Genomic DNA, 11,673 nt, shown 5'->3' with positions numbered 1-11,673 from the left:
CCATGGATCGCCGCACCCTTCTCGCCACGCTCGCATCCGGCGCCGCCGTGGCCGCCACGCCTTTCGCCCATGCACAGGAGTACCCCGCGCAACTCGTCAAGTGGGTGGTGCCGTACCCTGCGGGCGGCGGCACCGACGTGATCGCGCGCGTGCTGGCCGAATCGATGCGCCAGACGCTGGGCCAGCAGATCGTGGTCGACAACCGCCCCGGTGCCTCGACCAACATCGGCGCCGACATCGTCGCCAAGAGCAAGCCCGACGGCTACACGATCATGTCGGCCGACAACGCCGTGCTGGCCTTCAACGAGCACTTGTTCAGCAAGCTGCCGTTCAACCCCGAGAAAGACTTCACCTACATCGGTGCGATCGGCAAGTTCCCGCTGGCACTGGTCGTGCATCCGGACTTCCCGGCGAAGAACTTCAAGGAGTTCCTGGCCTACGTGAAGGCCAACCCCGGCAAGGTCAACTACGCCTCGCCCGGCAACGGCTCGCCGCACCACCTCGCGATGGAGATGTTCAAGGTGCGCACCGGCACTTTCATCACCCACATTCCGTACCGTGGCGCGGCGCCGGCCATGGCCGACGTGATGGGCGGGCAGGTGCCCTGCATGTTCCTCGACCTGGCTTCGGGCCTGTCGATCATGCAGGGCAACAAGGTGCGCGTGCTGGCCATCGGCTCGGGTGCGCGCAGCAAGCTGCTGCCCAACGTGCCGACGCTGGCCGAAGTGGGCGTGCCCAACACCGAGGTGTTCGCTTTCCAGGGCATCCTGGGCCCGGCGGGCCTGTCGGCGGCGGTGGTGAACAAGCTCAACGGCGACCTCAACAAGGCCTTCGGCACGCCGACCGTGCAGAAGCGCTTCGATGATTTCGGAATGGAAGCGATGCCCGGCACGCCGGCGCAGTTCGCGGCGCTGTCGCGCGCCGAGTCCAGGCGCTGGGGCCCGATCATCAAGCAAGCCGGCATCAAGCTGGACTGAAGCCGCAGAGGGGACTCTCTCCCTTCGTGAAACACCGAGGAACCGGCGTTGCCGGGCCCCTGGTGTTGCCCCGGTAGGAGGCGAGCCTATTTTTTCGAGCCGTCCTCGAAGACCTCGTCGTCGCGCTGCAGCTCGCCGTTCTCGTCCCAGGCGCGCTCGCGCGTCACGCGGCCCTTGGCGTCGAAGGTGGATTCAGCCAGCAGCGTTCCCTTTTCGCTGAAGCGTTGGTGGGTGCCGACCGGGATTTGCCGGCCGCGGCTCACCACCTGGTAGCGGCCCTGCGCGGCGCGCTGGCCGCTGTCGTAGAACTCGGTGATCTCCACCGTGCGCGTGTCGCCGCTGCCGCTGTAGGCGGATTTGCTGCTCGGCTGGCCGTTGAGGTAGTAGCTGTCGTCGACGATCGGCTCGCCCGCGCTGTTCCAGCGCTGGTCGCGCACCAGCGCGCCTTTTTCGGAGAAGGCCTGCTCGCGCAGGCGCACGCTCGCGCGCTCGACCAGCAGGTACACCGCCTCGCGGCGCTTGACGCCCTCGGACGAGTAGTTCTGCTCGGTGCGCTGGTTGCCGACGATTTCGTCGATCGCCGCGGTCTTGCCGTTGTCGTAGAAGCTTTGCGAGCGCACCCGCTTGCCCGACACGTACGACAGCCGCGAGCGCAGGGTGCCGCGCGAGTCGAACAGTTCGACCTGCGACGGGCCGGTGCCCGTAAAGCCGCAGAGCCTGGCGTCATCGACCACCGGGGCCAGCGTGGGCGCGTCGGCACAGCGCAGGGCCGAGAGTTGGCCGTGCTCGGTGAATTCGACCGACGCGCGTTCGCTGCCGCTGCCGGTGTCGGGATAGAAGATGGCGCGCCGAAGCCTGCCGTCGGGGTAGAAGCTGCGCACGAGCCCCCGCTCCTGGCCGTCGTCGTAGGTGGCGTCGCGCAGCACGCGGCCCGTGGGCGAGAACTCGCGGGCGCGGCCCTGCAGGTTGCCCTTGGCATTGAGGGTGTGCTCCTTGGCGAGCTTGCCCTTCTCGTAGATGCGCACCAGACCCATCGACACGCCGTTCTGCACCTGTTCCTCGCGCTGCAGCTCGCCGGTTGCCCGGTCCTTGCAGCGCAGCAGGCCGGTCTTGCCCGCGGTGCTGCTGCCGTCGGCCGGGTTCACGCTGCGGCCGTTCAGCTCGCAGTCCAGCTGCGCGTGCGCCGTCGCGGCGCCGAGCAACGCGAGCAATGCGGCGGCGCCGCGGAGGGCGGTCCGGCGCGGGGTCATGTCACTTGTCGTAAAGCGTGTCGAGCGAGCGGAAACCCTTGACCTCGATCGGGTTGCCGAACGGGTCGAGGAAGAACATCGTCCACTGCTCGCCCGGCTGGCCCTCGAAGCGCACCTGCGGCTTCAGCACGAACTCGGTGCCGGCGGCTTCGAGCCGCGCGGCCAGCGCCTGCCAGTCGGGCAGGGCCAGCGCGAGGCCGAAGTGCGGCATCGGCACCATCACGTCGCCGACCCGGCCGGTCCGGGCGGTGGCGAAGGGCTCGCCGAGGTGGAGCGAAACCTGGTGACCGAAGAAGTCGAAATCGACCCAGGTGCCGGTGCTGCGGCCTTCGGCGCAGCCGAGCACGCCGCCATAGAAGCGGCGGGCGACGTCGAGGTCGCGGACGTTGAAGGCCAGGTGGAAGATGCTCTGCATGGTTTCGGATTATGGGCAGCGGTGCTGTGAGAATGCCGGACTTTCTTTTATCGTGGAGCAAGCCTTGCGGATACTCCGGATCTTCGCCGCGCGGATGTGCGGCATCGCTCTTCTGTTCACTTTCGCGGCTGCGCATGCCGCCTGCCCCCCCTCGGCCATCGCCAGCCTCGAAAAGCCGGGCATGGGCGTGCGCAATGGCGTCGACCGCGGGGTGCTCTGGCGCATCGAGCGCGACGGGCGCAGCTCGTGGCTCTACGGCACCATCCACGTCGGCCGCGGCGACTGGGTGCGGCCCGGTCCGACCATCCAGAAAGCGCTCGCGCAGAGCGACACCCTTGCGCTGGAGCTCGACTTGCGCGACGAGGCTACTGCCCAGGTCATGGGCCAGCCGGCCGACCCGGCACTGCTGGCACGCATGCTCAGCGGCGAGCGTGCCCGCCGTCTCGAGCGCCAGAACACCGAGGCTTGCGTGCCGCCTGGCACGCTGTCGAAGCTGCAGCCGATCCTGCAGGTCACGGCACTGGCCGGCCTGGCGGGACGGGCCGACGGGCTGTACCCGGAATTCGGCGTGGACGAGACGCTGGCGGTTTCCGCCCGCAACGGCAACAAGCCGGTCGTCGCGCTCGAAAGCGCGGCCGAGCAGCTGAAGGCGCTGACCGGCGAATCCGAAGCCGAGGAGGCAGAGCAGGTCGATGCGGCGCTGGACGAACTGGAATCGGGCAAGCTGCGCGGCCAGCTCAAGGAGCTGGCCGACGTCTGGGCGCGCAGCGACGCGGCCAGGCTCGCCCGCTACCCCGAGTGGTGCGACTGCCTCAAGACGACCGCCGAGCAGCGGCTGATGAAGCGCCTGCTCGACGACCGCAACCCGAACCTGGCCGACGGCATCGAGCGCCTGCACTTCGGTGGCAAGCGCGTGTTCGCGGCGGTCGGTGCGCTGCACATGATCGGCCCGAAGGGATTGCCCGCGCTGATGGCGGCGCGCGGCTTCACCGTGACGGCGGTGCTGACCGATGCACAGGCGCAGACGGCGGTGCCGATGCCGGCGCTTGCGGCGCCTTCGCCAGCGCCGAAGGCCGTGCGCGGCGGCAAGGCCGCCAAGGGTCAGCGTGGTCAGAAGGGTGCGCCTGCTGCCGCAGCAAAGGGCGGTAGATCGGCAAAGGCTGTGCCTGCCGCCAAAGGGGGCAAGGCGCCTGCCAAGGGCAAAGTGCGCAGATAATCGCGACCGCCATGCACATGCTGCGCCACCCCACCCGCTTCCTCGGCCTCGTCGGCCGCTGGGTGCTGCTGTGGTTCGTGCTGTCGCTGGGCGTGGCGGTGGCATCGCCGCTGGTGAACCCGCAGGCCATGGAGTTGGTGTGTTCCAGCGCCGGCTCGATCAAGGTGGTGGTCCACACCGAAGACGGCACGCAGGAAATGGGCGCGTCGCACATGGACTGCCCGTTGTGCGTGCTGAGCGGCGCACCGCCGCCGGCTGTGGCCGCTCCCGTCTTCGATCTTCCCTTGCCGCTGGGCCGCGTGGTCCAGTCCATTCCCGCCGCGCGCCTGGCCGCGGCCACCGCGGCGCCGTTGCCGGCGCGCGGGCCCCCGGCTTTCTCCTGACGCTCTCAAAACCGTAGCTGCATGCGCGCGACCGAAGCGCATGTGCGGCCTGTCCGGCTTGAAGTTTCGTGGAGAAGGTTCCTCTTGAAAAAGCATTCCCGCGCCCTGGCGATCGCCATGGCATTTCCCTTCGGCGCGCCTGCGCTGGCACAGCAGTCCGCCGAGACACCTGAAAGCGGCACCGGTGGCCGCGCGCTCAGCACCATCACCGTGACCGGCGGCCGCCCGACCTCGCTGCCGACGCAGATCCCGACCACCATCGAAGGCGTGACGCACGAGCAGGTCGTCGAAACCGTCAACGCCACCGACAGCGAAGACGCGCTCAAATACCTGCCGAGCCTGGTCGTGCGCAAGCGCTACATCGGCGATTTCAACCACGCCGTGCTCGCCACCCGCGCCTCGGGCACGGGCAACAGCGCGCGCTCGATGGTGTACGCCGACGGCATCATGCTGTCGAACCCGCTGGGCAACGGCGCCACCTACGCGCCGCGCTGGGGCATGGTGTCGCCGGAAGAAATCGAGCGGGTCGACGTGCTGTACGGGCCGTTCTCGGCCGCGTACCCGGGCAACTCGGTGGGCGCGGTGGTCGACTACGTGACGCGCATGCCCACGCAGCTGGAGGCGCACGTCAAGCTCAGCGGCTTCGCGTCGAACTTCGACCTGTACAACAGCCATTCCTCGCCGGCCGGCCAGCAGCTCGACCTGTCGCTGGGCAGCCGCAGCGGTGACTGGTCGTGGTGGCTCAGCGCGTCGCGCACCCACAGCAAGGGGCAGGCGCTGGTGTTCGGCAACCGGCTGGTGAGCGCGGGCACGGTCGGCAGCGCGGGCACGCCGGTGACCGGCGCGGTACTCGGGCTGAATCCATCGAACCAGCCGTGGTGGCTGGTGGGCGGTTCGACCCTCTACGACACCACGCAGGAACAGGCCAAGCTCAAGGTGGCCTACGACTTCTCGCCTACGGTGCGCGCTACCTACACGCTGGGTGCATGGAACAACACCACGCACGGCAGCGTCGACACCTGGCTGCGCGACGCCTTCGGGCGGCCGGTGTACGGCGGGCGCGTGAACATCGGCGGGCGCAGCTACAACCTCGATTCGCCGAGCGCCGCGCTCGCACCGACCGAGACCGCGCTCACGCACTACATGCACGGCCTCTCGGTGAAGAGCCACACCGGCGGCGTGTTCGACTGGGAGGTGGCGGCGAGCCTGTTCGACTATTCGCGCGACACCTCGCGCACGCCCACCACACCGCTACCCGGCGCCTTCAACGGCGGCCCGGGCCGCACCACCGACATGGGCGGTTCCGGCTGGAACACCTTCAAGGCGGCCGGCACCTGGCGGCCCACCGGCTCGGCCGAAGGCGTGGGCGCGCACGTGGTCGACTTCGGCTTCCAGCAGGACACGGCGCGCCTGCGCACCAGCGTCGGCAACACGCTCGACTGGATCGACGGCTCTCCCGTCACGCCGTTCTCGGCCTTCAACGGCAACACCCGGCTGCAGTCGCTCTACGCGCAGGACACCTGGCGCTTCGCAAAGGACTGGAAGACCACGCTCGGCCTGCGCCATGAGCGCTGGCAGGCCTACGGCGGCCAGCTCGGCAACGCAAGCACGCTGCTGAACTTCACGCCGCGCAAGAACAGCTACGACTCGCCCAAGGCCGCCATCGCGTGGCAGGCCACGTCCGACTGGCTCTTCAAGGCCTCGACCGGCCGTGCGGTGCGCATGCCGACGGTGAGCGAGCTCTACCAGGGCTCGATCGACGGCAACCGCATCGTCAACACGAATCCGAACCTGCGCCCTGAACGCTCGTGGACCACCGAGCTCAGCGCCGAGCGCGACATGAAGGGCTGGGGGCTCGACGGCGTGCTCCGCACCACGCTGTTCTTCGAGAACACCAAGGACGCGCTCTACACCCAGGCACTCACCAACCTCGTGAGCACGGTGCAGAACGTCGATGCCATCCGCACGCGCGGGCTCGAAGTGGCGATGAACGCGGTCGACGTGGGCGTGCGGGGGCTCGACCTGAGCGGCAGCCTCACGCTGACCCGCTCGAAGATCACCGCCAACAGCGGCTTTGCGGCCAGCGTCGGCCGCGACCAGCCGCGCGTGCCCAAGGTGCGCGCCGCGCTGCTCGCCACCTACCGCCCCGACGCCCGCTGGAGCTACACCGTCGGCGCGCGCTACAGCGGCAGGCAGTACGGCACGCTCGACAACAGCGACCCCAACGGCGCCGCGTACATGGGCTTCTCGAAGTTCTTCGTGGTCGACGCGCGCGTACGTTACCGGATCGACCGGCAGTGGAGCGCGTCCTTCGGCATCGACAACCTGAACAACAACAGGTACTGGGCCTTCCACCCATACCCGCAGCGCACCTACGTGGCCGAACTCAAGTTCGACCTTTGACCCTCTTTCCACTTCAAGGATCTTTCGCCATGAATGCCTCGACCACTCTCAAGACTCTCGCTGCCTGCGCCATGCTGACGGGCGTTGCGGCCGCCTCCGCGCATGTCACGCTGCCGCCGGGCGGCGCCACCGTGGGCAGCGACTACAACGCCGCCTTCCGCGTCGGCCACGCCTGCGAAGGCGCCAAGGCCACCACCGGCCTCGCCGTGCGCCTGCCAAAGGGCTTCGTGCTGAGCGACGCACAGGCGCGCAAGGGCTGGAAGCTCGACGTGCAGAAGGGCGGAACGGGCGGCGATGGCGAAGTGCGCTGGACCGCCGAGAAGCCCGAGAACGCGCTGCCCGGCAGCGAGCGCGCCGAGTTCGTGCTGCGCGGCAAGATGCCCGCGGCACCGGGCACGCTGTGGTTCAAGGTGCTGCAGACCTGCGACGTTGGCGTGGCCGATTGGGCCGAGGTGCCGGCCTCGGGCAATTCGACCAAGGGGCTGAAGAGCCCCGCCGCGAAGCTCGAAGTGGTGGCGCAGGGCGTGGCCACCGTCGACGTACGCGATGGCTGGGTGCGCCAGTCGGTGCCGGGCCAGAGCGGCACCGGCGCCTTCATGAAGCTCACCGCACCTACCGGCACCAAGTTGGTCGGCATCTCGACCCCGGCAGCCGGCATCGCCGAAGTGCACGAGATGAAGATGGAGGGCGACACCATGAAGATGCGCGAACTCTCCGGCGGCCTGGACCTGCCCGCGGGCCAGACCGTCGAGCTCAAGCCCGGCGGCTATCACGTGATGATGATGGACCTGCAGGGCCCGCTGGCCAAGGGCGCGAGCGTGCCGATGACGCTGAAGTTCGAGGACGCCAAGGGCGTGAAGACCGCGCTGGACGTAGCGCTGCCGGTGGGCGCGCCCGAAGGTGCCGATGCCGCCGGCCCGGCGCATCAGCACAAGCACTGAGCCTCTTCAAAGCAGCTGGTCGGGCGCCAGCGGGCCGAAGAGCTTGAGCATCAGCCGCAGCATGGCGCTGGCGTCTGGCTCGGTGCGGGTGTCCTTCAGGTCGCTGCCTTCGGGCGCGTGCCACTGCAGCGATCCGTCCACCAGATCGACGTGCCAGGAGCGCTCGCGCATGCCGCGCTCGATCTGCTCCGACGCTGCGCGCGAGAGTTCGTTGCTGCGGATCAGCAGCGCGAGCTCGGTGTTCTGCAGCTGCGAGCGCAGATCGAGGTTCATTGAGCCGACCACCAGCAGCCGGCCATCCATCACCAGCACCTTGGAGTGCAGCATCGCGCGCGATTCACCGGGAGCGCTGTCGCCGACCGAGGAGCCGAAGACATTGCCGAGGCTCGCCTGCTCGCTGCGCAGTTCGTAGAGCTCGACGCCCATCCTGAGCAGTTCCTCGCGATGGCGCGCGTAGCCCACGTGCGCCACCGGGGCATCGTTCGAGGCCAGCGAGTTGGTCAGCACGCGGATGCGCACGCCCCTCCCGCGGGCTTCGGAAAAAGCCCGCAGCATGTCCTTGCCGGGCACGAAGTAGGGCGAGATGATGACCAGGCCGGTGCGCGCCTGGCCGATCAGCTGCAGGAGGCCCTCGACCACCGTGTCGCCGTTGGCCGCCCGGTCGGAGGCGGCTTCCAGCGACGCCGCACCGCGCGAGGTGCCGGCCTTGTCATCGGGCCGGCTGACCACGAGGCCCGGTGCCTTCGCATTGGTGGGATCCGAGTCGGCGGGGATCTTGCCGGGCTTGTCGGCCAGCATCACGGCCGGAGCCCAGACGAAGGTAGCGGTGCGCAGGTCCAGCGGCTTTTCGTCCCAGGCGCGGGCGCGCTGGGCGGCGGTGGGAGGCGCGTTGGGGCGCGGCTCGCCGTCCGGCGGTTTCGGGTTGCCGTTCGCGTCCTGGGCGCGGGCCGATTCCTCGGCCAGTTCCTGATCGGCCTTGCGCGCGCGGTCGCGCATGGCCTGCAGCTCCTCGCGCGTGATCAGCGATTGCACGGGGTAGGCGCGCTCGTTGTTCCAGTAGCTGTCGAAGCTGCGCGAGAGATCCTGCACGATGGGACCGGCCGCCAGCACGTCGACATCGATGAAGTTGGCGTTGGCCGCATTGCCGAAATACGCATCGCCGAGATTGCGCCCGCCCGTGACGGCGAGTACGTTGTCGGCAATGAACAGCTTGTTGTGCATGCGCTGCTGGATGCGCGAGGCGTCGTCGATCGAATTGAGGAAGCGGCTGATGCGGGAATCGCGCGAGCCCGCGATCGGATTGAACAGCCGCATCTCGATATTGGGAATGAAGGCCAGCCCCAGCACCGCCGCGTCGCGGCCGGTAGTGTGGAAGTCGTCGAGCAGCACGCGCACCCGCACGCCGCGCTCGGCAGCTCCCCGCAGGCCGCGCACGAGGCGGCCGGTGCTGGCATCGGCGTGGATGGCGTAGTACTGCAGGTCCAGCGTCTTCTGGGCACCCTCGATCAGTGCCAGCCGGCTGCCGTACGCCGCTTGCGGGCCTCCCATGAGCATGAAGCCGGATTCATAGCGGGCCTTGTCGGCCTGCCGGCGCTGCTGCACCAGGTCGGCCAGCGCGGTGCCGCTGGCTGGCGAGGTGATCGCGGTCGAGATGGGGCGCTCGACGTTCTGCGGCAATTGCGCGCAGCCGCAGAGGAACAGGAGCGCCAGGAACGCGCCGAGCGCGGGAAGCGTGGCGGATCGGCGGCAGAACGCCTGGAAGGAGGAAGGCATGCGGCTTCTCCCGGTGTTGAGATGAGCAGCATGTATAGCCTAGTCGGCGCCTGCCGCGCGTCGGACAGGCGGACGACCGGCATGGGCGTCAGCGCCCGGCGACCAGCTCTTCCTGGCGCTCCAGGGCGGCGAGCAGTTCGTCGTCGATGTTGGCGTGGCGCTCGGCCAGTTCGGCGGCGCGAGAGGCATCGGTGGCGTAGATGGCGCCACCGTCGAGTTCGAGCATCTCGGTAATGCGCTTCTGCTCGGCTTCGAGGGCTTCGATCTGCGCGGGGAGGGCGTCCAGTTCGCGCTGCTCCTTATAAGAGAGCTTCTTGCGGGCGACGGCTGTCCGGGGGGCTGCCGCGGGTTCCGCGGCCGGGGCGGGCGCAGGTGCTGGAGCGGGTGCTGCGGCGAGGCGCTGCTCGGCAATCTCGCGGGCGCGCCTGGACTGGATCAGCCAGTCCTGCACGCTGCCTTCGTACTCGCGCCAGCTGCCGTCGCCTTCGTAGGCAATGGTGCTGGTCACCACGTTGTCGAGGAAGGTCCGGTCGTGGCTCACCAGGAACACCGTGCCGTCGTAATCCTGCAGCAGGGTTTCGAGCAGCTCGAGGGTGTCGATGTCGAGGTCGTTGGTGGGTTCGTCCAGCACCAGCACGTTGGCCGGGCGGGCGAACAGGCGGGCCAGCAGCAGGCGGTTGCGCTCGCCGCCGCTGAGGGAGCGGACCGGGGAGTTGGCGCGTGCCGGCGAGAAGAGGAAGTCCGAGAGGTAACTCTTGACGTGCTTCTTCTGGCTGCCGATCTCGATCCACTCGCTGCCGGGGCTGATGAAGTCTTCCAGCGTGGCGTCGAGGTCGAGCTTGTCGCGCATCTGGTCGAAGTACGCCACCTGCAGGTTGGTGCCGCGGCGGATCTTGCCGGTGTCGGGCTCGAGCTCGCCCAGGATCAGCTTCAGCAGTGTGGTCTTGCCCGCGCCGTTCGGCCCGAGCAGGCCGACCTTGTCGCCGCGCAAGATGGTGCTGCTGAACTTGCGGATGACGGTCTTCTCGCCGAAGGACTTGGTGGCATCGGTGAGCTCGGCCACGATCTTGCCGCTGGACTGACCCGAGGCCACGTCCATGTTGACGCTGCCTTGCACGTTCCGGCGGGCGGCGTGCGTGGCGCGCAGTTCCTGCAGGCGGTTGATGCGGCTCTGGCTGCGGGTGCGGCGTGCTTCGACGCCCTTGCGGATCCAGATCTCTTCCTGCGCCAGGAGCTTGTCGGCCTTGGCGCTGATCACGGCTTCCTGGGCGAGCTGCTCTTCCTTCTGCAGGAGATACTGCTCGAAGTTGCCGGGGTAGGAGCCCAGCTTGCCCCGGTCCAGCTCGACGATGCGGGTAGCGACGCGGTTCAGGAAGCTGCGGTCGTGGGTGACGGTGACGACGCTGCCCTTGAAGTCGATCAGCAACTGCTCGAGCCATTCGATGGAGTCGAGGTCCAGGTGGTTGGTGGGTTCGTCCAATAGAAGCACGTCGGGCGCGGCCACCAGCGCCTGGGCCAGTGCGACGCGCTTGCGGGTGCCGCCGGAGAGCGACCCGACGCGGGCGTCGCGGTCCAGGTGGAGGCGGTGCAGCGTTTCTTCCACGCGCTGCTCCCAGTTCCAGGCGTCGAAGGCTTCGATCTGGGACTGCAGCGCGTCCAGATCGAGGCCGTCCGCACCGGAGAGATAGAGATCGCGAATGGCAATGACGGGGCCCAGGCCCTGGCTGGCTGCGGTGAATACATCCGCGTCCATGTCCAGCAAGGGTTCCTGGGCGACATAAGCCACACGGAGGTTCTGCTGCAACTGGAGAGTGCCGTCGTCGGTCTTCTCCAGGCCGCCCAGTATCTTGAGCAGGGAAGACTTGCCAGCACCGTTGCGGCCGATCAGGCCGATACGCTCCGATTCGAGAAGAGAGAAGTCCGCATGATCCAGCAGCGGGACGTGACCGAACGCGAGCTGGGCGTCGAGGAGTGTGATGAGTGCCATGTGGCGCGGATTATCGGAGGAGCCGATGTCAGGGCCTGGTGGTGGAGGAGGAGGCCGCTCCGTGTGAGGGGCCTGAGGGGCCTTCTTCGAGTTTCTTGCGGGCAGCCTTGCAAGGTCCGAAAACTGTCATATACTCGTGGGCTTCGCTGATGAATACCGCAAGGTGTTCGAGGCAAGCAGTCCTCCCAGGAGTTCTGTTTGCGAGTCGGCAAAGAAAGTCTTCAAAAAGTTTGACTGGTCTTAAAAAACCGGTGCATAATCGAAGGCTTCGCTGAAACGGCTTCAGTGGTTTGCAATGAAAGTTGCGGGTTGCGATGAGGGGCTGGTT

General features: G+C 68.1%; 9 protein-coding genes. 5 read left to right on the top strand and 4 right to left on the bottom strand.

Going from position 1 to position 11,673, the window contains the following annotated elements; translation table 11 throughout:
• Positions 1-2 precede the first annotated feature (2 nt).
• Positions 3-977, top strand: coding sequence for a Bug family tripartite tricarboxylate transporter substrate binding protein (locus AC1DFC_RS09840; RefSeq protein WP_478179136.1), 975 nt, complete (start codon positions 3-5; stop codon positions 975-977).
• Between the two features lie 86 nt (positions 978-1,063).
• Here AC1DFC_RS09840 and AC1DFC_RS09835 read toward each other — a convergent pair whose 3' ends face one another.
• Both AC1DFC_RS09835 and AC1DFC_RS09830 read right to left on the bottom strand, forming a co-directional pair.
• Entirely contained in the window at positions 1,064-2,227 is a 1,164-nt protein-coding gene (locus AC1DFC_RS09835; RefSeq protein WP_007835961.1) for a toxin-antitoxin system YwqK family antitoxin, read from the bottom strand.
• A 1-nt stretch (position 2,228) separates the two neighbouring features.
• Complete coding sequence (locus tag AC1DFC_RS09830) at positions 2,229-2,642, bottom strand: VOC family protein (protein WP_007835960.1); 414 nt, start codon at positions 2,640-2,642, stop codon at positions 2,229-2,231.
• Positions 2,643-2,706: 64 nt separating this feature from the next.
• On the opposite strand from AC1DFC_RS09830, the gene AC1DFC_RS09825 reads away from it, so the two are divergent.
• The 4 genes from AC1DFC_RS09825 to AC1DFC_RS09810 all read left to right on the top strand — a co-directional run bounded on the left by AC1DFC_RS09825 (position 2,707) and on the right by AC1DFC_RS09810 (position 7,585).
• A complete protein-coding gene (locus AC1DFC_RS09825) occupies positions 2,707-3,858 on the top strand; it encodes a TraB/GumN family protein (RefSeq protein ID WP_478179135.1) in 1,152 nt (383 codons plus the stop codon).
• An 11-nt stretch (positions 3,859-3,869) separates the two neighbouring features.
• Complete coding sequence (locus AC1DFC_RS09820; protein ID WP_478179134.1) at positions 3,870-4,241, top strand: DUF2946 family protein; 372 nt, start codon at positions 3,870-3,872, stop codon at positions 4,239-4,241.
• A gap of 117 nt (positions 4,242-4,358) precedes the next feature.
• Entirely contained in the window at positions 4,359-6,644 is a 2,286-nt protein-coding gene (locus AC1DFC_RS09815) for a TonB-dependent receptor (protein WP_478179220.1), read from the top strand.
• A gap of 29 nt (positions 6,645-6,673) precedes the next feature.
• The gene (locus AC1DFC_RS09810) at positions 6,674-7,585 is read left to right on the top strand and encodes a copper chaperone PCu(A)C domain-containing protein (RefSeq protein ID WP_478179133.1); all 912 of its coding nucleotides are present in this window, start codon (positions 6,674-6,676) and stop codon (positions 7,583-7,585) included.
• A 6-nt stretch (positions 7,586-7,591) separates the two neighbouring features.
• On the opposite strand, the gene AC1DFC_RS09805 is transcribed toward AC1DFC_RS09810, so the two are convergent.
• Both AC1DFC_RS09805 and AC1DFC_RS09800 read right to left on the bottom strand, forming a co-directional pair.
• Positions 7,592-9,358 (bottom strand): phospholipase D family protein, encoded by a 1,767-nt coding sequence (locus tag AC1DFC_RS09805; protein WP_478179132.1) that lies wholly within the window; start codon positions 9,356-9,358, stop codon positions 7,592-7,594.
• 88 nt (positions 9,359-9,446) lie between these two features.
• Complete coding sequence (locus AC1DFC_RS09800) at positions 9,447-11,345, bottom strand: ATP-binding cassette domain-containing protein (RefSeq protein ID WP_007835946.1); 1,899 nt, start codon at positions 11,343-11,345, stop codon at positions 9,447-9,449.
• Positions 11,346-11,673: the final 328 nt, after the last annotated feature.

The sequence above is a fragment of the Variovorax sp. 10L421 genome (genome assembly GCF_056395365.1).
The sequence above is the reverse complement of the archived record's forward strand: the minus strand, read 5'-3'. Positions and strand labels throughout refer to the sequence as shown.